The sequence below is a fragment of the Geobacillus jurassicus NBRC 107829 genome, assembly GCF_001544315.1.
Lineage (GTDB): Bacteria > Bacillota > Bacilli > Bacillales > Anoxybacillaceae > Geobacillus > Geobacillus jurassicus.
Genome location: NZ_BCQG01000001.1, coordinates 23,746 through 43,760, shown reverse-complemented (window position 1 = coordinate 43,760; position 20,015 = coordinate 23,746). Strand labels below are relative to the sequence as shown.

Sequence of the window (20,015 nt, the reverse complement as noted above, 5' to 3'; positions counted from 1 at the left end):
AAGATAAACGGAGTGGATGCTATGCGATGTCCGTCATGCCATCATCAAGGCACGCGCGTGCTTGACTCGCGCCCGGTCGAAGAGGGGCGTTCGATCCGCCGCCGGCGGGAGTGCGAGCAGTGTCATTATCGGTTTACGACGTTTGAGCGGATCGAGGAGCCGCCGCTGATTGTTGTGAAAAAAGAGGGAACGCGCGAAGAATTCAGCCGGGAGAAAATTTTGCGCGGTTTGATCAAAGCGTGCGAGAAGCGGCCGGTGGCTCTCGAGGAGCTGGAAAAAGTGACGCAGGAAATCGAGCGCGAGCTGCGCAACCAAGGCGTCTCGGAAGTGAAAAGCGAAACGATCGGCGAAATGGTGATGGAACGCCTGTCGCACATCGATGAGGTGGCTTATGTCCGTTTCGCTTCCGTCTATCGGCAGTTTAAAGACATTAATGTGTTCATTGAAGAACTGAAAGAGTTGATCAAAAAAGGGCAGCGGTAAAAAGGGCTTTGGCGGCATGCGGCAAGCCCTTTTTTCAACGTCTTTTCGGCATGAAAGGAGAGAGCCGATTTGAAACGAATACGGTGGAATGGAAGGTCGGAGCGATGCAGCACCATTGGAAAGAGCTGATTGCCGTCGACCGTTATACCGTGCAAAGCCGTGACGTGTTGCATGAGGTGGACCGAAAAGTGCTGACGCTGCTTTACCAGCCGCTCATCGGCTGCCGGGCGTTGGCGCTTTATATGACGCTTTGGGGGGAGCTTGAGTTGCTTGGCGGCCAAGAAGCGACCCATCATCGGCTCATGGCGCTCATGCAGTGCGGGCTGCCGGACATTTACAGCGAACGGTTGAAACTCGAAGGAATTGGGCTGCTTAGCACGTACGTCCACGCTCCAGAGGTGGATGAACCAAAGCTGTTTCTTTATGAGCTGCGTCCGCCGCTGGCGCCGGATCAGTTTTTCCGCGACGAGATGCTGAGCGTTTTTTTGCGCCGACAAGTCGGCCGCCGCTTGTTTATCCAGCTGAGCAACGTGTTTGCCCGTCCGTTCATTGACGAAACGAAGTTCACTCCGGTGACGCGGTCGTTTTCCGACGTGTTTTCGGCCGTGCCCGCGGAACAAATCGTCGCTGGCTTCAGTGAAGAAGACGGACCCGTTCCTTTAGGAGGAAACGAGCATACTGGGCGGGATGAGGCGTCGTATGCACTCGATGATGATGTATTTGACTTTGAACTGTTTTTTGCCGGGCTGTCCAAACAGCTTGTGCCGCGCCGGGCTGTCACGGCGAAAGTGAAAGAAGCGATCAAAAAGCTCGCGTTTTTGTACGGCATCCCGCCGCTTGAGATGCAAAAAATCGTTCTCGGTGTCATCGACCCGGCGTACCATATTGATATTGACGCGCTGCGCCAGGCGGCGCGCGAGTGGTATGAGCTTGAGCATGGCGGTGTCGAGCCGCGCCTTGTCGAGCGAGTGCAGCCGCTCGCCTACCGGACGATGGAGCACGTCAAACCGCGCACAAAAGAGGAGCAGCTGATGAAGCAGCTGGAAACGATTTCCCCGCGCCAGCTGCTCAAGGAAATCTCAGGCGGCGTTGAGCCGTCGCTTGCCGATTTGCAGTTGATCGAAGATATTATGTTCCAGCAGCAGCTGCTTCCAGGGGTTGTCAACGTGCTCATTTATTACGTCATGCTGCGAACGAATATGAAGCTATCGAAAAAATATGTCGAAAAAATCGCCAGCCATTGGGCGCGCAAAAAAGTGCGAACGGTGAAAGAAGCGATGGAACTGGCGAAAGAAGAGGCGAAGACGTACCAAAACTGGGCGAACGAAAAGGAAAAAGGAACGCGGACGGTGCGCAAAGTCGTGCGCACGGAAATCGTTCCGGACTGGCTGAACATGGACTACAGCCAGCCGGAGGATGATGATTTTGACGTCGAACAGGCGCGTAAAGAGCTCGAGGAGCGGCTGAAAAAATACCGTGATGAATCGTAGAGGGAAAAGCCATGGAACGAGTCAATCACCTATTGCAACGGTTGCTTGGCAATCAACGGTTTAAACAACGCTACGAACAAATGAAGCGCTACATTTTGGAGCATCCGGACGTGCAGTCGTTTTTGCAGGCGCACAAGCAGCAGCTGTCGGCGGATGCGGTCGATGGGAGCTTGATGAAGCTGTACGAATTTATCGAGCAACACGGAAATTGCCGCCAATGTCCGGGGCTTGAGCGGTGTCCAAACATGTTGCCCGGGTACCATCCAAATTTGGTGATCAACGGCGGAAGGATCGACGTTGAGTACGACCGTTGCCCGAAAAAAGTGCAATACGACGAGAGGAAGCGGCAAGAGTCGCTCATTCAAAGCATGTTCATGCCGCGTGAAATTTTGCGGGCTTCGCTCTCTGACGTCGATCTCAATGACGACGGACGGATTAAAGCGATCCGGTTTGCCGAGCGGTTTGTGGCGGAATACGAGCCAGGGAAAAAAATGAAAGGCTTGTATTTGCACGGATCGTTTGGGGTGGGCAAAACATATTTGCTTGGAGCGATCGCCAACGAGCTGGCGAAGCGAAACGTCCCGTCGCTGATCGTCTACGTGCCAGAGCTGTTTCGCGAGATGAAACATTCTCTTCAAGACCAGACGATGAACGAAAAGCTCGATTATATCAAAAAAGTGCCAGTGCTTATGCTCGATGACCTCGGGGCGGAGGCGATGTCAAGCTGGGTGCGCGATGATGTGCTCGGTCCGATCTTGCAATACCGAATGTTTGAAAACTTGCCGACGTTTTTTACATCGAACTTTGATATGCAGCAGCTCGCCCACCATTTGACGTATTCGCAGCGCGGCGAAGAAGAGAAGGTGAAAGCGGCGCGCATTATGGAACGGATCCGCTATTTGGCCTATCCGATCGAAATTACCGGGCCGAACCGCCGGCAATAGCGGTCGGCGTCAACGAACGAACGGCGCTTGATTCAGGCGCCGTTTTTTTGCGCGCCAGCGCCCGCCGCTCGTCGGACAGCTTGGTTATTGTTTCGTTTCTGTTCGCCTGTTTTGCGCTTTTTTAGTCTAAACAGCCGGTTGCCCCCATATATATAAACCAAGCATTCCTTTCAAACCAAAGGGGGGACAGCGGGTGATCGAAATCCATTTTGACGAGGCAAGCGAGGCGGAAAAATTCGTTTGGCTGCTGCATCACCGGCAACCGGATGACGGTCCGCTGTTTCATGCCGCTTATGACGGACACAAAACCGTGGCGGTTTACATACACGGCGAAGAGAAGCATGTGCTTGAGGCGCATATCATACCGGCTATGACGGCGTTTATGCAAGAGGTGATGGAAGACCGGCTGCTGCTATCCATCATTGCCAATGTTTTTTATTTCCGCGACGTCGAAGAGCAACAGCAAATTTTGGCCCTCGCTCATTCGTTTTTGGACGGCGAGCGGCGCGATTACCGGAAAAGCGCGGCGTTTGCCGCCTCGCGCACAGCGATGTTGCGCGACGCTTTCGCTTCCTTTTTGCGCGACGGCTTGTCGTTTTCGTTTTCCTCGTTTGTTACGTTCCGGCTGAAGCCGTACATGGAGCGCCTCCAGCATTATGTCGAACTGGCGATTGATGAATACAAGCTCGAGCAGGAGTATCAAAATTTTGTGCAAATGCTGCGCGACTGCTTGGCTGTCCGGGCGCCGCAATGGCCGAGCCTGTATTTGGTGCATGATCCGCCGCAGTTCATCTTTTACGACAGCGAGCGGCGTCAGCTGTCAGCCGATGAGGTGAAACAGGCGGTTGACCGCCATCTCGTCGTCAGCCAACCGATGTACATCGACTCATCCGTACTGGCGCCGCTCGTGTCGCTTGCACCAGCAGAAATCGAGCTGTACACCGATGATCCGGATGACGGCATGGTGCAAACATTGCAAAACGTGTTTCAAGAACGGCTTCGCCTTCATCGACGCGCCGATTTCTTCCGTCCGTTTGCCGCCAACGTCGGAAATGGGGGAGAAGCTTGATTTTTCTGGCTGTTTTCGCTATAATGTCGTCATGAAAATGAACGAAAACAAGCAATGATGAGGACACGGGCGCATTTTTACGGTTTCCAGAGAGGGAAGGCAGCGGCTGGAACCTTCCTAACACGAAAAATGCGCTTACCCCCTCAGAGCTGCGGCAGCGAACGCGACGTCCAGTAGTTGCCGCCGGTGCACAGCCGTTATTCTTGTTGAGCCATGGCGCGATGCCGCCATGGGAAGAAGGGTGGAACCACGACGAAAACTCGTCCCTTTGTGAGGGAGGAGTTTTTTTATTTTTCATCATGACAAAGGAGTGATTACCGATGCCAGATGTGATTCGCATTACGTTCCCGGACGGGGCGGAAAAGGAGTTTTCGCGCGGAACAACGACGGAAGACATCGCCGCCTCGATCAGCCCGGGGCTGAAGAAAAAAGCGATCGCCGGGAAACTCAACGGGCGGTTCGTCGATTTGCGCACGCCGCTTCAGGAAGACGGCGAGCTTGTCATCATCACCCAAGACATGCCGGAGGCGCTTGACATTTTGCGCCATAGCACCGCCCATTTAATGGCGCAGGCGATCAAACGGCTGTATGCCAACGTCAAGCTTGGCGTCGGTCCGGTCATTGAAAACGGCTTTTACTATGATATCGACATGGAGCATAAGCTGACGCCGGACGACCTCCCGAAAATCGAAGCGGAAATGCGCAAGATTGTCAAAGAAAATTTGGACATCGTCCGCAAAGAAGTGAGCCGCGAAGAAGCCATTCGTCTGTATGAAGACATCGGCGATGAGCTGAAATTGGAGCTCATCAACGACATTCCGGAAGGCGAAACGATTTCCATTTATGAGCAGGGCGAGTTTTTCGACCTTTGCCGCGGCGTGCACGTGCCGTCGACCGGAAAAATCAAAGAGTTCAAGCTGCTCAGCATCTCCGGCGCCTATTGGCGCGGCGACAGCAACAACAAAATGCTGCAGCGCATCTATGGCACCGCCTTTTTCAAAAAGGAAGACTTGGACCGTTATTTGCGCCTGCTCGAAGAAGCGAAAGAGCGCGACCATCGGAAGCTCGGCAAAGAGCTCGAGCTGTTTACGACATCGCAACAAGTCGGACAAGGGCTGCCGCTTTGGCTGCCGAAAGGGGCGACGATCCGCCGCATCATTGAGCGGTACATTGTCGACAAAGAAGTCGCGCTTGGCTACGACCATGTGTACACGCCGGTGCTCGGCAGCGTCGAGCTGTATAAAACATCAGGCCATTGGGATCATTACAAAGAAAACATGTTCCCGCCGATGGAGATGGATAACGAACAGCTCGTGCTTCGTCCGATGAACTGCCCGCACCATATGATGATTTACAAAAGCAAGCTGCACAGCTACCGCGAGCTGCCGATTCGCATCGCCGAGCTCGGCACGATGCACCGCTATGAAATGTCTGGAGCGCTCACCGGCCTGCAGCGCGTCCGCGGCATGACGCTCAACGACGCCCACATTTTCGTGCGCCCGGACCAAATCAAAGAAGAGTTTAAGCGCGTCGTCAACTTGATTTTGGAAGTGTACAAGGATTTTGGCATTGAGGAATACTCGTTCCGCTTGTCGTACCGCGATCCGCATGACAAAGAAAAATATTACGACGACGATGAAATGTGGGAGAAAGCCCAGCGCATGCTGCGTGAGGCGATGGACGAGCTTGGGCTTGACTATTACGAAGCAGAAGGGGAAGCGGCGTTTTACGGGCCGAAGCTCGATGTGCAAGTGCGCACAGCGCTCGGCAAGGACGAAACGCTCTCCACTGTCCAGCTGGACTTCCTTTTGCCTGAGCGGTTTGATTTGACGTACATCGGCGAAGACGGCAAACCGCATCGCCCGGTTGTCATCCATCGCGGCGTCGTCTCGACGATGGAGCGGTTTGTCGCGTTCCTCATCGAGGAGTATAAAGGCGCGTTCCCGACATGGCTCGCCCCGGTTCAAGTGAAAGTGATTCCGGTGTCGCCGGAGGCGCATCTCGATTATGCGTATGAGGTGCAGCGGTTGCTGAAAGAAAACGGCTTCCGCGTCGAAGTGGACGAGCGGGACGAAAAAATCGGCTATAAAATTCGCGAAGCGCAAATGCAAAAAATCCCGTATATGCTTGTTGTCGGCGACAAAGAAGTGTCCGAGCAGGCGGTCAACGTCCGCCGCTACGGCGAAAAAGAGAGCCGGACGATGGGGCTTGATGAGTTTGCTGCCTTGCTCGCTGACGATGTGCGGGAAAAACGGACAAGATCTGGGAAAGCATAATGAAACAGCCAACAGGCGAAACTCGAGTGCAACTGGCAGACTGAAGGAAAAAACGACGGCGATGGCCAAAGTCATGAGCGGTTCAAGAGAAGGGAAAACAGCGGAATTTCGCGCCGCGAGGAACGATAAAAAATTTTCTCTTGCCAATTCGACGTCAATCCGCTATAATAAAGGACGTTGTGTTTATCAAGAGCCGCTCCTTGACATGCCATTGCCAAGGTGGTATATTGTATAGAGTGGAATGATTGCTTGTTTGTAACAAAAGCAGAAGCACCCCGCTTCTCACCTGGCCGACGCCAAGACGGCTGTTGGCAGGTTGTTACAGTTCGTCAATGCGAGTGTAAGGACGTACTGCGCGGGTGCTTTGTGCATCCGCGCTTTTTTTGGCTGGAAGTGGGGCTCTGCCGGCAAACAAGCCAGTCGGAAAAAACCTTGGAGGTGGCTCATTATTAGCAAAGATTTTATCATCAACGAACAAATTCGTGCCCGGGAAGTGCGCTTGATCGACCAAAACGGCGAACAGCTTGGCATCAAGTCGAAGCAGGAAGCGCTTGAGATTGCGGCAAGACGCAATTTGGACCTTGTGCTTGTCGCACCGAACGCCAAACCGCCCGTTTGCCGCATCATGGACTACGGCAAATTCCGCTTCGAGCAGCAGAAGAAAGAAAAAGAAGCGCGCAAAAAGCAAAAAGTGATCAACGTCAAAGAGGTGCGCCTCAGCCCGACGATCGAAGAGCATGATTTCAACACGAAGCTCCGCAACGCGCGCAAGTTTCTCGAAAAAGGCGATAAAGTGAAGGCAACGATCCGCTTTAAAGGGCGGGCGATCACCCATAAAGAAATCGGGCAGCGCGTCCTTGACCGCTTCTCGGAAGCGTGCGCCGACATTGCCGTCGTCGAAACGGCGCCGAAAATGGACGGGCGCAACATGTTTTTAGTGCTCGCACCGAAAAACGACAACAAGTAAGGAGGAACTACGATGCCAAAAATGAAAACTCACCGCGGCTCGGCGAAACGGTTCAAAAAAACGGCGAGCGGCAAATTAAAACGCGGCCATGCGTATACGAGCCACTTGTTTGCCAATAAAACGAAAAAACAAAAACGTCATCTCCGCAAAGCGACGCTCGTCTCGCCTGGCGATTTCAAACGCATCCGCCAAATGCTCGACAACTTGAAATAACGACCGACTATAGGAGGGAACGATTATGCCACGCGTAAAAGGTGGACCAGTGACGCGCAGACGTCGCAAAAAAGTGCTAAAACTCGCAAAAGGCTATTTCGGCGCGAAACACGCGTTATATAGAGTGGCCAACCAACAAGTGATGAAATCGCTCATGTACGCGTATCGCGACCGCCGTCAACGGAAGCGCGACTTCCGGAAGTTGTGGATTGCCCGCATCAACGCGGCGGCCCGCCAAAACGGCTTGTCCTACAGCCGCCTCATGCACGGCTTGAAATTAGCGGGCGTCGAAGTGAACCGGAAAATGCTCGCCGACTTGGCGGTGAACGACCAAGCGGCATTCGCCCAACTCGCCGATTTGGCAAAAGCCAACTTGAATAAGTAACAACGATGGCCATCCTGAATTGGGGTGGCCGTTTTTCTTATCAAGGAAAGGGATCGATATGATACAATACGGGATAGTGATCAACCTTCTCGCTTTTTTGTGATGGGGCTTGACAAATATAAGGCGAAGCGCCGTCGGCTTCGCATCGCCGAGCGGACGCTTTGGCTGCTTTCGTTGGTTGGCGGTGCCATCGGTTCGGCGGCCGGAATGTATCTATTCCGCCATAAAATGCGCCACCGCCGATTTCGATTTGGTTTGCCGCTATTGGCGGCGGAGCTGTTCCTCTATTGGCAATGGATGCAGTAGAAAGGGGAGGAGAGAATGGACTGGCTTTTGCTTTATGACATGCAGCAGGCTTTAGATAAGCGCATTGAAACGGAGCACGGCTTGGAGGATGAAGATTTGTTTGAGCGCAAACGGCTTGCCTTTCTCGTCGAACTGGGAGAACTTGCAAACGAGACGCGCTGTTTTAAATTTTGGAGTGTGAAACCGCCGGCTCCAGCGGAACGCGTGCTTGAAGAGTATGTCGACGGCTTGCATTTTTTGCTGTCGCTTGGGCTTGAGTGCGGCTTGTTTTATGAAGGCAAGGAAGCCCCGTCGGCAGCGCGGCCGCTTGTCGAGCAGTTTCTCGCCGTGTTTCGCGCCGCCGAGCGGTTCGGGGCGGTGAAGGAGCGGACGGAGTACGATGCGCTGTTTACGGAATATTGGCGGCTTGGCGTCGCGCTCGGGTTTTCTTCCGACGACATCGAGGCGGCGTACCGGAGGAAAAATGAAGTGAACCACAAGCGGCAAAATGAACGGTACTGACGCGTTTTTTCGAAAGGCGAATGATTGAATGTTGCCAACTGTTAGAAGTATAATAAAAAGTGGACAAAAACGGGAAGGAGTGTCAAAGATGGCCAAGCTGGACGAAACGTTGACGATGCTGAAAGCGCTGACCGATGCGAAAGGCGTCCCCGGCAACGAGCGGGAAGCGCGCGATGTGATGAAAACATACATAGCTCCATATGCCGACGAAGTGACAACCGATGGGCTCGGCAGCTTGATCGCGAAAAAAGAAGGGAAATCGGGCGGGCCGAAAGTGATGATCGCTGGCCACTTAGATGAGGTCGGCTTTATGGTGACGCAAATCGATGACAAAGGGTTCATCCGCTTCCAGACGCTTGGCGGCTGGTGGAGCCAAGTGATGCTCGCCCAGCGCGTGACGATCGTGACGAAAAAAGGGGACATCACCGGCGTCATCGGTTCGAAGCCGCCGCACATTTTGCCGCCGGATGCGCGCAAAAAACCGGTGGAAATCAAAGATATGTTCATCGACATCGGTGCGACGAGCCGCGAGGAAGCGATGGAGTGGGGCGTCCGCCCGGGCGATATGATCGTGCCGTATTTTGAATTTACGGTATTGAACAACGAAAAAATGCTGCTGGCGAAAGCATGGGACAACCGGATCGGCTGTGCGGTCGCCATCGATGTGCTGAAACAGCTGAAAGGCGTTGACCATCCGAACACGGTATACGGCGTCGGCACGGTGCAAGAGGAAGTCGGGCTGCGCGGCGCGCGCACGGCCGCCCAGTTCATCCAGCCAGATATCGCGTTTGCCGTTGACGTCGGCATTGCCGGCGACACGCCGGGCGTGTCGGAAAAAGAGGCGATGGGCAAACTCGGCGCCGGCCCGCACATCGTTCTGTACGACGCGACGATGGTGTCGCACCGCGGCTTGCGCGAATTTGTCATCGAAGTGGCCGAAGAGCTGAACATTCCGTACCATTTTGACGCCATGCCAGGCGGCGGCACGGACGCCGGGGCCATTCACTTAACTGGCATTGGCGTTCCGTCGCTCACGATCGCGATCCCGACGCGCTACATCCACTCGCACGCCGCCATTTTGCACCGCGATGACTACGAAAACACGGTCAAGCTATTAGTCGAAGTGATCAAACGGCTTGACGCCGACAAAGTGAAACAACTGACGTTTGACTAATGGAAACACCGGCCGAATCGGCCGGTGTTTGTCATTGTTTAACCGCCTGCTCGAGGGTTGTGAGCATCATGTCTTTTTGCTGCTCATTGGCGTGCGTCCAAATGGCTTCAAAGAGGACGCCGAGGCCGGGCAAATATTTTTCCTCGCCACGTTGGATCGCGTCTTCGATCGTATTTTCCAATTGCTCTTTCGAATTGTTGGCGACATTGTGCATAATCGCCTTCCGCAAGTTTAAATCCATATGTCTCACCTCGTTGGCCGTATTGTACACCGTTATCCTTTGCCAATGGCGGCGGATTTATACATGGAGCGGCTCTCGTATATGGTATAATAGAGGAAAAACTAGACCGAAATGAGTGATGGCGACGATGGCCGCGAAACCGCTCTATGGATTGGAACGAACGGTGTTTCGCCAACTGCTCCATCTATTTTCCCGTTATGCTGATGTCATTGAAAAAGTCATTTTGTTCGGCTCAAGAGCACGAGGCGATTATAAGGAAGGATCGGATATCGATTTGGCGATCAAATTTCGAAAACCGGGAGGCCCGCTGTACCTCCTGCAATCGGACTTGGATGAACTTCCGATCATTTATACGATCGATGTTGTTGATTACAATCAAATTCACAACGAGCAGCTAAAAATGAATATTGACCAAGAAGGAAAGACGATTTTTCAAACGAACGAGCACGGGAAGGTGATGGTCACAATGAGCCGGCTGATGGATCGATTTTACGATTTCGAACGGGCGCTCTCCAAACTCCGGCAAAGTGCCGCAAGAGACGCCCAAACGGATGACCTTGTTGTCGATGCGACCATTCAACGTTTTGAATTCACGTACGAACTGGCATGGAAATGGATGAAACTTTATTTGGAGTATCAGGGATACGCTGAAGTGACGAGTCCGAGGAAAACGATTCGCGAGGCGTTTCGGGAAGGGTTGATTCAAGACGGAGAGACATGGCTTCGCATGCTGGAAGACCGCAACCGGACGTCCCATACGTATGACGAAGAAACCGCGATGGACATTTACGAACGCATTCGCACACACTATATCCCGCTGTTTGACCGCTTGCTTGACGAAATGAAACAACGGCTTGACTCATCGACATGAGCGGCTGATGGGCAGACGACAAGAGATGGCGCTTAGCCGTATGGTGGAAAGCAGTCACGGCTTGGTCTTGGGCGTGAGGCTCACATTTTTGCTATAATCAAATGAAGAAACTTGACGCATGAGGTGACGACACAATGGAAAAAGCGACATTCGCCGGCGGCTGCTTTTGGTGCATGGTGACGCCGTTTGAGGAGCTCGATGGCATTTACGGCATCGTCTCCGGCTATACAGGGGGACATGTGGAAAATCCAACGTACGAGCAAGTGAAAACGGGTACGACCGGCCACTACGAAGCGGTGCAAATTACGTTTGACCCGGACGTCTTTCCGTATGAGCGGCTGCTTGAGCTGTATTGGTGCCAAATCGACCCGACCGATGACGGCGGCCAGTTTCACGACCGCGGGCCGCAATACCGGACGGCGATTTTTTACCATAACGAAAAACAGCGCCAGCTCGCCGAGCAGTCGAAGCGGGCGCTCGAGGAAGGCGGGCGTTTTTCGAAGCCGATCGTGACAAAAATTTTGCCGGCGACGACGTTTTACCCGGCGGAAGAGTATCATCAAAACTACCATAAGAAAAATCCGGAGCACTACAAACAAGACCGCGCCGCCTCCGGACGCGATGAGTTTATCGCCAAACATTGGGGGGCGAAGCGGTGAAGCGGATCGAATCGCCGAAAAACGCGCGCGTCAAACAATGGAAAAAATTGTTGACGAAAAAAGGGCGCGACGAAACCGGGTGGTTTTGGCTTGAAGGGTTTCATCTCGTCGAAGAGGCAGTGAAAAGCAACGCGCCGCTTGTCGAGCTGATTGTCGATGAGCGGACGGACGTCCCGCCCGTCTGGAATGTCACCGGCGTCCCGGTTACGATCGTAACCGAAGCGGTGATGAAGGCGATCAGCAGCACGGAAACCCCGCAAGGAATCGCCGCCGTCTGCCGGCAGCTGTCGTACGAGCTTAAGGGCGTGAAGACGGCTTTGCTCATTGACGCTGTGCAAGACCCAGGCAACCTCGGCACGATGATTCGCACCGCCGATGCGGCCGGCATCGATGCCGTCATCCTCGGTGAAGGATGCGTCGACTTGTACAACCCGAAAGTCGTGCGGGCGACGCAAGGGTCGCTGTTTCATCTTCCGATTGTCAAAGGCGATGTGGCGGAATGGATCGCGCGCTTGAAGGAGCAGGACATTCCGGTGTATGGCACCGCCTTGGAGAACGCTGTCGATTACCGCACCATCCCCCGATCGTCTTCGTTCGCCCTGCTTGTCGGCAACGAAGGAGGCGGCGTCCGTCCCGAACTGCTGGGTCTCACGACCGAGAACGTGTACATCCCGATTTATGGCCAAGCCGAGTCGCTGAACGTCGCCGTCGCGGCCGGAATTTTGCTTTATTCCTTGCAGGCGGTGCGGTAAAATAGAAAAGAAAATGAATCGGACAAGGGGGACGGAGACGGATGGATGACGAACTGCGGGCATTGTTGAACGCGGTGCTTGAGCGTCTTGATGTTCAAGGAGCCTACATCGAACAAATGCGCATGGACATCGCCAAGCTGCAAGGAAGCGTGAAACAACTCGAAGACAAAGTGGACCGCATCCAAAACGATGTCGATACGATGAAACGGGATATGGACGCGATGAAAAAAGATATGGACGCGATGAAAAAAGATATGGATGCCATGAAAAAGGACATGTTTGGAGTAAAAAAAGATGTCGCGGCGCTCAAGGAAGGGCAAGTGCGGCAGGAAAAGATTATGGAGCGCCTTGCCATCCGTTCGATTGAGCAGGAAGCGGAAATCGATGAGCTGCGCAAAGAAATTTCCGCCTGACCTTGCCTTTGCCTGCCTATTTGCGTATAATGGATAGCGAAATTTCCCATACGGACAACAACGATGACGGAGAAAAGTAGCTTGCTGCTCGCCATCCAGGGAGAAAACGCCGTAGACTGGGAGCGTTTTTATGGCCGACGCAAGTGAAGTTCACCTCCCGAGTTGGCACCGGGACCATCTCTTTTTTTGGGATGTAAAGGTGTTCCGGCTTTGTGCCGTTATCGCAATGAAGCGAACAGCACATTTGTGCTGTTAACAAGGGTGGTACCGCGAGCAACAACTCGTCCCTTACCGGGGGCGGGTTTTTTATTTTTGATAGAGGAGGGACTCAAGTGAAAGAACGGCTGTACGAGCTGAAACAAGAAGCGCTTCGCCGAATCGATGAGGCGAAAGACGTCAAAGCACTGAATGACGTGCGCGTCGCCTATTTAGGCAAAAAAGGGCCGATCACCGAAGTGCTGCGCGGCATGGGGGCGCTGCCGCCCGGGGAACGTCCGAAAATCGGGGCGCTGGCCAATGAAGTGAGAGAGGTGATCCAACAGGCGCTCGAGGCGAAACAAGCGAAACTCGAGCAAGAAGAAGTCGAGAGAAAATTGGCCGCCGAAGCGATCGATGTGACGCTGCCGGGCCGGCCGGTGCGGCTTGGCAATCCACATCCGCTCACGCGCGTCATTGAAGAAATTGAAGATTTGTTTATCGGCATGGGCTATACGGTCGCCGAAGGGCCGGAAGTGGAGACTGACTATTACAACTTTGAGGCCCTCAACTTGCCAAAGGGGCATCCGGCGCGCGATATGCAAGACTCGTTTTACATCACCGAAGAGATTTTGCTTCGCACCCATACGTCGCCGATGCAGGCGCGGACGATGGAGAAACACCGCGGGCGCGGGCCGGTGAAAATCATCTGTCCGGGGAAAGTGTACCGCCGCGACACCGACGATGCGACCCATTCGCATCAGTTTACGCAAATTGAAGGACTTGTCGTTGACCGGAACATCCGGATGAGCGATTTAAAAGGGACGCTGCGCGAATTTGCCCGCAAGCTGTTTGGCGAAGGACGCGACATTCGTTTCCGGCCGAGCTTTTTCCCATTCACTGAACCATCGGTTGAAGTCGACGTCTCTTGCTTCCGCTGCGAAGGGCACGGCTGCAGCGTCTGCAAAGGCACGGGCTGGATCGAAATTTTAGGCGCCGGCATGGTGCACCCGAACGTGCTCGAGATGGCCGGCTTTGACCCGAAAACGTACACCGGCTTTGCGTTCGGCATGGGGCCGGAGCGGATCGCGATGTTGAAGTACGGCATCGATGACATCCGTCATTTCTATCAAAATGATCTTCGATTCTTGCGGCAATTTTTGCGTGTCTAACAGAAAAAGGAGGAGTTGGGAATGCTCGTTTCTTACCGTTGGCTGAACGAGTACGTTGATTTGACGGGCGTAACGGCCAAAGAGCTCGCCAATCGCATCACGAAAAGCGGCATCGAAGTCGAGCGGGTCGAGGCGCTAGACCGCGGAATGAATGGAGTCGTCATCGGCCATGTGCTCGAGTGCGAACAACATCCGAACGCTGATAAACTGCGAAAATGCCTTGTCGATCTAGGCGAAGGCGAGCCGGTGCAAATCATTTGCGGCGCCCCGAACGTCGCCAAAGGGCAAAAAGTCGCTGTGGCGAAAGTTGGGGCGGTGCTGCCGGGCAATTTCAAAATCAAACGGGCAAAATTGCGCGGCGAAGAGTCCAACGGCATGATTTGTTCGCTCCAAGAGTTAGGGGTTGAGGCGAAAGTTGTGCCGAAAGAATACGCCGACGGCATTTTCGTTTTCCCAAGCGATGCGCCGATCGGCGCCGACGCATTGGAATGGCTTGGGCTTTATGACGAGGTGTTGGAGCTCTCCTTAACGCCGAACCGCGCCGATTGCTTAAGCATGATCGGCGTCGCCTATGAAGTCGCCGCCATTCTCGGCCGCGAAGTAAAGCTGCCGGAAGCGGCGGTCAGCGAAAACAGCGAACATGTCCGTGATTACATTTCCGTCCGCGTCGAGGCGCCGGGAGACAATCCGCTGTACGCCGGGCGGATCGTGAAAAACGTCCAGATCGGCCCGTCGCCGCTTTGGATGCAGGCGCGCTTGATGGCTGCCGGCATTCGCCCGCACAACAACGTCGTGGACATCACGAACTACATTTTGCTTGAATACGGCCAGCCGCTCCATGCGTTTGATTACGACCGCCTCGGTTCGAAGGAGATCGTCGTCCGCCGGGCGAGAACGGGCGAAACGATCGTCACGCTTGATGATGTCGAACGGAAGCTGAGCGAAGAGCACCTCGTCATCACAAACGGCCGCGAACCGGTCGCTCTAGCGGGCGTGATGGGCGGGGCGAACTCGGAAGTGCGCGGCGACACGAAAACCGTCTTCATCGAAGCAGCGTACTTTACGAGCCCGGTCATCCGCCAGGCGGTGAAAGACCACGGGCTGCGCAGCGAGGCGAGCACCCGATTTGAAAAAGGAATCGATCCGGCGCGGACGAAAGAAGCGCTCGAGCGCGCCGCCGCTTTGATGGCCAAGTATGCGGGTGGTGAGGTCGTCGGCGGCATCGTCGAAGCCAACGCGTGGCGCGAGGAACCGGTTGTCGTAACCGTGTCCCTTGAACGCATCAACAGTGTGCTCGGCACAGCGATGACGAAAGAGGAAGTCGCCGCCATTCTTTCGAACTTGCAATTCCCGTTTACGGAAGACAACGGAACGTTTACCGTCCATGTCCCGTCGCGCCGCCGTGACATTGCCATTGAGGAAGATATCATCGAGGAAGTCGCCCGCTTGTACGGCTATGACCATCTGCCGGCAACCTTGCCGGTGGCTGAGGCGAAACCGGGCCATCTCACACCATATCAAGCGAAGCGCCGCCGCGTCCGCCGCTATTTGGAAGGGGCCGGCTTGTATCAAGCGATCACGTATTCGTTGACCAGCCCGGACAAAGTGGCGCGCTTTGCGCTCGAGACGACCGAGCCGATCCGCTTGGCGCTGCCGATGAGCGAAGAGCGGAGCGTTCTTCGGCAAAGCTTGATTCCGCATTTGCTCGAAGCGGCGAGCTACAACCGGGCCCGCCAAGTCGAGAACGTCGCCTTGTACGAAATCGGCTCTGTCTACTTATCGAAGGGAGAAAATGTGCAGCCGGCGGAAAAAGAGCGGCTTGCCGGCGTCATCACCGGCTTATGGCACACCCATTTGTGGCAAGGAGAGAAAAAAGCGGCTGACTTTTATGTCGCAAAAGGCATCTTAGACGGCCTGTTCTCCTTGCTTGGCGTTGACCACCGCATCGCGTACCGCCCGGCGAAGCGCGCCGATTTGCATCCGGGGCGGACGGCCGATATTTGGCTTGACGGAACGGTCATCGGCTTTGTCGGCCAGCTCCATCCGGCAACGCAAAAAGAGTGGGATTTGAAAGAAACGTACGTTTTCGAGCTCGCCTTGGCCGAGCTGTTGAACGCCGAAAGCGAAGCGATCCGCTACGAGCCGATTCCGCGCTTCCCGTCGGTCGTGCGCGACATCGCCTTAGTCGTCGACGAGAACGTCGAAGCCGGCGCCTTGAAGCAAGCGATCGCCGAAGCCGGGAAACCGCTCGTCAAAGACGTTTCCCTCTTTGACGTCTACCAAGGCGACCGTCTGCCCGACGGGAAAAAATCGATCGCCTTCTCGCTCCGTTATTATGATCCAGAGCGGACGCTCACTGACGAAGAAGTCGCCGCCGTCCACGAGCGGGTGCTCGCTGCGGTCGAGAAGCAATTTGGCGCCGTTTTGCGCGGGTAAAACGAAAAGCTGTTCCAAAAAGCGACTCGCTTTTGGAACAGCTTCTTTTTTGGATGGATGGCATAGAATCGAAGCAAGGAAATGGGATTCGGAAGGTTCCGCTGAATCATCGCCTGATGTCCAAAACATATAGATGCCATTTGAAGCTTTCACATTTGTCGCTTTTCCCAAGCATTTGATCGACTGCCAAGACGTGACGGAGGCAGGCCTTGGCAGTCGAAAAAATGGACAAGCGGTTTTTCCGTCAAGGAGATGGTAAACGTTTTCGTTGCATCGATACAGATGCGGTTGTGCTGCCCTGTCAGCCGCGCTCGGCCATGATGCGCCCGGTTTGCGACACATCATATCCGCCGAGCGCTTCGAGTTCGGCGCGGAACGAATCGGAGCGAAGCACCTCCAAGACGGAGGAGATGAGCGGTTCATTCTTCGGCGTCCGCAGCATTACGATGTCATACTGCTCCTTCACGAGCGGGATGAACTCGACGCCGGCCATCCGTGCCACTTTCTCTGTGCCGATGCCGACATCAGCCAAGCCGGATGCCACCGCTGAGGCGACGCTTAAGTGGCTCGTCTCTTCCCGTTCATACCCGCGAATAGCGGAAGGCGACAGCCCATGCAGGCGCAGCTGTTCATCCAAGAGCACGCGCGCCCCCGCTCCTTTTTCCCGGTTGACGATCACGACATCGTTCCTTCCCAAGTCGCTCCACGTTTGGATGCCGCGCGGATTTCCTTTTTGTACGTAAAACCCGATTGGCCTGCACATCAAGTTCGCCATGATGTACGCATGCCCTGTCAACAGCTTTTCAACATACGGACGGTTGTACTCGCCCGTCTGCCCGTCAAACAAATGCACGCTGACGATGTCACATTGTCCTTTGTATAGAGCGATCAATCCGTTGAGGCTGCTCGTATAGGTGCGAAGTGATTGATAAGGGCCGCCTTTTTCGAGATGGACGCCAAGCAAATCGAGAGCCATATCTTGACCGCTGATGATGATGGAGCGAAAAGCGGTTTCGGTCGGCCGCGAAACGGCAGGGAAAACGGTGCTTGTCTCCCCTTTTTGCTCGGCGATGTACCGCTCGAGATCATCGGCAGTGACCCGCATTTGCCGCCCAACGCGAAAGGCGGGCAGCTTCCCTTTTTTTACTAAATCGTACACCGTTAGTTTTGACACTTTTAATAAGGAAGCGATTTCTTCGATCGTGTATGACCGCGGTTCCGGCATCGTTCGATCCTCCTTTCTTCCATTGTAGCGTAAAGAGAAAGATGTGAAAAAATTTTTTCTTTCCTAACTATTTATCGTTATTTATAATTAGATATCATTACATATAACATAAATTGTTGGAGAAAAGGGGGATCCACATGCGAAAAATGGCATGGCTCGTCGCGGTTTTCTTGTTGTTCGGCTTGTATGGCTGCGACGCCGGTCCAAAAGAGGGCGCCCATCAAAAGAAACCGGCGGAGAACGCAGAGTTGACGGTTTCCGCCGCGGCCAGTCTGCAAGAAGCGCTGGAAGAAGCGAAAACGGCGTTTGAACGAAAGCACCCGAACATCCGCATCCAATATAATTTTGGCGCGTCGGGCGCCTTGCAAAAACAAATTTCCCAAGGGGCGCCGGTCGACCTCTTTTTCTCCGCGGCCGCCGAGCCGTTTGAGGAACTGAAAAAGGAAGGACTGATCGATTCCAAACACGAAAAAACCGTGCTCGCCAACGAACTGGTGCTCATCGTTCCGAAACAAGGAGAAGGGGCGATTCAGTCGCTCGATGACATCACCCGCGCCAAACGGGTGGCGATCGGCATCCCCGAGTCGGTGCCGGCCGGCATGTACGCGAAACAAACGTTGGAGAAGGCGGGGCTGTGGGAGCAAGTGAAACCGAAGCTCGTCTACGCAAAAGATGTCCGCCAAGTGTTGACGTATGTTGAAACCGGCAACGTCGACGCCGGGTTTGTGTACCGGACGGACGCGCTCGTGTCGGACAAAGTCAAGATCGCCGCCGCCGTTCCGGATGGCATGCACGACCCGATCGTCTATCCGCTTGGCGTCGTGAACCAAAGCCAACATCTTAAAGAGGCGGGGGCGTTTTACGATTATTTGACGAGCGAACAGGCGCTCCAAATATTCGAACAACACGGGTTCCGACCAAGCCGTTGAATCTGCTTCCCATCGGGAGGGGATATATGGTAAAATAAAGGCGATGCCAATCGAATAGGCGATGGAGTTCGCCATAACCGCCGGCTTCCGGCTGATGACTCCTGCTGCGGATAGAAGCGGCAGGAGTTTGTTCATTTTTGGAAGGGGGGATCCTCATTGGTCTATTTCGCTGTCGGCATCGCCGGCATGATCGGCGCGCTTGTCCGCTATGGCCTCGGTTTGGTTGTTCCCGCCGCCGCCGTCGGCGGCTTTCCGCTCGGGACGCTTTTCATCAACTGGACAGGCTCGTTTTTGCTCAGCTGGCTCACCGTCTTCTTCACCCGCCGACCCGCGTGGCCGCCATGGCTCAAAACAGCGGCGACGACCGGCTTTGTCGGCTCGTATACGACGTTTTCGACGCTCAGCGTCGAATGTGTGGAATTGATGGAACAAGGGCGCTTTGGCATGGCGGCTGTTTATATCGCTGCCAGCCTGTTTGGCGGCCTGTTGGCCTCATGGGCTGGATATGCCGCCGCTCAACCGGAACGGAAGGAAGGGATTGGATAATGTACACACCGCTGTTTGTGGCGATCGGCGGTTTTTTCGGCGCCATGGCCCGCTATATCGTCAGCCGCTGGGCGGCTCGGCGTTCGCCGCGTTTTCCGCTCGGGACGCTCATCGTCAACTTGCTTGGGTCCTTTTTGCTCGGCTGGCTCGCTGGAAGCGGCGCCGCCGATGCCGCAAAACTGCTTGTCGGCACCGGCTTTATGGGCGCGTTCACCACGTTTTCGACCTTGAAATGGGAAAGCGTGCAGCTGATCCAGCAACGCCAATGGGCGAAATCTGCAGTCTATTTGGCGGTCACGTACTTGTTGGGAGTGTGGCTCGCATGGGTCGGTTACCACGCGGGGCGGTGACAGGCAACAATGAAAAACGGGCTCTATTTCTTATCGGGGGAGAAAAGGAGATCGTTGTTCTTTGATCGAGAGGAGGAGGTCTAGATGGCAGAAATTGAAGAAAGGTTCAAGACGTTGCGATACTTTGTTGATGGCTACTACAACCAATCGATCGATGATGATGAGTTTGATGATAGGATTCGCGATTTTCGCGATCGTGAACCGGAAAGCTTGGTCAACGCATTGCGAAGAGAGTTGGCTGATTTGCAAACAGTCATCGATCAAGGTGACAGGGACACCTTCAGAAAAGTCGAAGTCTTTTTGCATCATAACAGTCTGCGGTATATTGAATTCGATGACGGCCAAGCGTTCATTGAGCGTGTCCTGCGCATTCTCGATCATGAGCCGTCTTCTTGATGGCGGGAAATGTTCTAGATAG

22 protein-coding genes, 1 pseudogene, 1 riboswitch and 2 other annotated features are annotated in these 20,015 nt (G+C 54.4%); of the genes and pseudogenes, 21 read left to right on the top strand and 2 right to left on the bottom strand.

The window, feature by feature from the left end; genetic code table 11:
- Positions 1 to 21 precede the first annotated feature (21 nt).
- From nrdR to GJ1_RS00175, 11 genes and pseudogenes are all read left to right on the top strand, one after another.
- On the top strand, positions 22 to 483 hold the full coding sequence (gene nrdR / locus GJ1_RS00225) for a transcriptional regulator NrdR (protein ID WP_013144522.1): 462 nt from the start codon (positions 22 to 24) through the stop codon (positions 481 to 483).
- Between the two features lie 104 nt (positions 484 to 587).
- Positions 588 to 1,973 (top strand): replication initiation and membrane attachment family protein, encoded by a 1,386-nt coding sequence (locus tag GJ1_RS00220; protein WP_066227095.1) that lies wholly within the window; start codon positions 588 to 590, stop codon positions 1,971 to 1,973.
- A gap of 11 nt (positions 1,974 to 1,984) precedes the next feature.
- Positions 1,985 to 2,917: a primosomal protein DnaI gene (gene dnaI, locus GJ1_RS00215; protein ID WP_066226832.1), complete on the top strand. Its 933-nt coding sequence runs from the start codon at positions 1,985 to 1,987 to the stop codon at positions 2,915 to 2,917.
- Positions 2,918 to 3,110: 193 nt separating this feature from the next.
- The gene (gene ytxC / locus GJ1_RS00210) at positions 3,111 to 3,986 is read left to right on the top strand and encodes a putative sporulation protein YtxC (protein WP_066226830.1); all 876 of its coding nucleotides are present in this window, start codon (positions 3,111 to 3,113) and stop codon (positions 3,984 to 3,986) included.
- A gap of 320 nt (positions 3,987 to 4,306) precedes the next feature.
- Positions 4,307 to 6,262, top strand: a complete 1,956-nt coding sequence (gene thrS / locus GJ1_RS00205; RefSeq protein ID WP_066226827.1) for a threonine--tRNA ligase — start codon at positions 4,307 to 4,309, stop codon at positions 6,260 to 6,262.
- A 256-nt stretch (positions 6,263 to 6,518) separates the two neighbouring features.
- Positions 6,519 to 6,652: a sequence feature (ribosomal protein L20 leader region), on the top strand.
- A 55-nt stretch (positions 6,653 to 6,707) separates the two neighbouring features.
- On the top strand, positions 6,708 to 7,229 hold the full coding sequence (gene infC, locus GJ1_RS00200; protein ID WP_074044349.1) for a translation initiation factor IF-3: 522 nt from the start codon (positions 6,708 to 6,710) through the stop codon (positions 7,227 to 7,229).
- 12 nt (positions 7,230 to 7,241) lie between these two features.
- Positions 7,242 to 7,442, top strand: coding sequence for a 50S ribosomal protein L35 (rpmI, locus tag GJ1_RS00195; protein ID WP_011232191.1), 201 nt, complete (start codon positions 7,242 to 7,244; stop codon positions 7,440 to 7,442).
- 25 nt (positions 7,443 to 7,467) lie between these two features.
- Positions 7,468 to 7,827 (top strand): 50S ribosomal protein L20, encoded by a 360-nt coding sequence (gene rplT, locus GJ1_RS00190; RefSeq protein ID WP_011887944.1) that lies wholly within the window; start codon positions 7,468 to 7,470, stop codon positions 7,825 to 7,827.
- 58 nt (positions 7,828 to 7,885) lie between these two features.
- Positions 7,886 to 8,133: pseudogene (locus tag GJ1_RS00185) on the top strand (DUF1294 domain-containing protein).
- Positions 8,134 to 8,148: 15 nt separating this feature from the next.
- Positions 8,149 to 8,634, top strand: a complete 486-nt coding sequence (locus tag GJ1_RS00180) for a dUTP diphosphatase (RefSeq protein WP_066226823.1) — start codon at positions 8,149 to 8,151, stop codon at positions 8,632 to 8,634.
- Positions 8,635 to 8,722: 88 nt separating this feature from the next.
- Positions 8,723 to 9,808, top strand: a complete 1,086-nt coding sequence (locus GJ1_RS00175) for a M42 family metallopeptidase (RefSeq protein ID WP_066226820.1) — start codon at positions 8,723 to 8,725, stop codon at positions 9,806 to 9,808.
- 31 nt (positions 9,809 to 9,839) lie between these two features.
- Here the strand turns inward: GJ1_RS00175 and sspI are convergent, their stop codons facing one another.
- Positions 9,840 to 10,049: a small acid-soluble spore protein SspI gene (gene sspI, locus GJ1_RS00170; protein ID WP_015375579.1), complete on the bottom strand. Its 210-nt coding sequence runs from the start codon at positions 10,047 to 10,049 to the stop codon at positions 9,840 to 9,842.
- A 127-nt stretch (positions 10,050 to 10,176) separates the two neighbouring features.
- Between sspI and GJ1_RS00165 the strand changes: the two genes are divergently transcribed.
- The 6 genes from GJ1_RS00165 (at position 10,177) to pheT (ending at position 16,547) form a co-directional block, all read left to right on the top strand.
- A complete protein-coding gene (locus tag GJ1_RS00165) occupies positions 10,177 to 10,920 on the top strand; it encodes an HI0074 family nucleotidyltransferase substrate-binding subunit (protein WP_066227092.1) in 744 nt (247 codons plus the stop codon).
- 134 nt (positions 10,921 to 11,054) lie between these two features.
- Entirely contained in the window at positions 11,055 to 11,579 is a 525-nt protein-coding gene (gene msrA / locus GJ1_RS00160) for a peptide-methionine (S)-S-oxide reductase MsrA (RefSeq protein WP_066226817.1), read from the top strand.
- Positions 11,576 to 12,331, top strand: a complete 756-nt coding sequence (locus tag GJ1_RS00155; RefSeq protein ID WP_066226815.1) for a TrmH family RNA methyltransferase — start codon at positions 11,576 to 11,578, stop codon at positions 12,329 to 12,331. Before msrA ends, GJ1_RS00155 begins: the two co-directional genes overlap by 4 nt.
- Before the next feature lie 41 nt (positions 12,332 to 12,372).
- Positions 12,373 to 12,744, top strand: coding sequence for a hypothetical protein (locus GJ1_RS00150; RefSeq protein WP_066226812.1), 372 nt, complete (start codon positions 12,373 to 12,375; stop codon positions 12,742 to 12,744).
- A 54-nt stretch (positions 12,745 to 12,798) separates the two neighbouring features.
- Positions 12,799 to 13,036, top strand: a binding site (T-box leader).
- Positions 13,037 to 13,076: 40 nt separating this feature from the next.
- A complete protein-coding gene (gene pheS / locus GJ1_RS00145; RefSeq protein WP_066226808.1) occupies positions 13,077 to 14,111 on the top strand; it encodes a phenylalanine--tRNA ligase subunit alpha in 1,035 nt (344 codons plus the stop codon).
- 21 nt (positions 14,112 to 14,132) lie between these two features.
- The gene (gene pheT, locus GJ1_RS00140) at positions 14,133 to 16,547 is read left to right on the top strand and encodes a phenylalanine--tRNA ligase subunit beta (protein WP_066226805.1); all 2,415 of its coding nucleotides are present in this window, start codon (positions 14,133 to 14,135) and stop codon (positions 16,545 to 16,547) included.
- Positions 16,548 to 16,848: 301 nt separating this feature from the next.
- On the opposite strand, the gene GJ1_RS00135 is transcribed toward pheT, so the two are convergent.
- Positions 16,849 to 17,772, bottom strand: a complete 924-nt coding sequence (locus tag GJ1_RS00135; RefSeq protein ID WP_066226802.1) for a substrate-binding domain-containing protein — start codon at positions 17,770 to 17,772, stop codon at positions 16,849 to 16,851.
- Between the two features lie 137 nt (positions 17,773 to 17,909).
- Between GJ1_RS00135 and modA the strand changes: the two genes are divergently transcribed.
- The 4 genes from modA (at position 17,910) to GJ1_RS00115 (ending at position 19,993) form a co-directional block, all read left to right on the top strand.
- Positions 17,910 to 18,701, top strand: coding sequence for a molybdate ABC transporter substrate-binding protein (modA, locus tag GJ1_RS00130; protein WP_066226800.1), 792 nt, complete (start codon positions 17,910 to 17,912; stop codon positions 18,699 to 18,701).
- 48 nt (positions 18,702 to 18,749) lie between these two features.
- Positions 18,750 to 18,812: riboswitch (Fluoride riboswitch) on the top strand.
- A 45-nt stretch (positions 18,813 to 18,857) separates the two neighbouring features.
- Positions 18,858 to 19,247 (top strand): fluoride efflux transporter FluC, encoded by a 390-nt coding sequence (locus GJ1_RS00125; RefSeq protein ID WP_066226797.1) that lies wholly within the window; start codon positions 18,858 to 18,860, stop codon positions 19,245 to 19,247.
- Positions 19,247 to 19,597, top strand: a complete 351-nt coding sequence (gene crcB / locus GJ1_RS00120; protein ID WP_066226794.1) for a fluoride efflux transporter CrcB — start codon at positions 19,247 to 19,249, stop codon at positions 19,595 to 19,597. Before GJ1_RS00125 ends, crcB begins: the two co-directional genes overlap by 1 nt.
- Before the next feature lie 84 nt (positions 19,598 to 19,681).
- Positions 19,682 to 19,993: a contact-dependent growth inhibition system immunity protein gene (locus GJ1_RS00115; RefSeq protein ID WP_066226791.1), complete on the top strand. Its 312-nt coding sequence runs from the start codon at positions 19,682 to 19,684 to the stop codon at positions 19,991 to 19,993.
- Positions 19,994 to 20,015 lie beyond the last annotated feature (22 nt).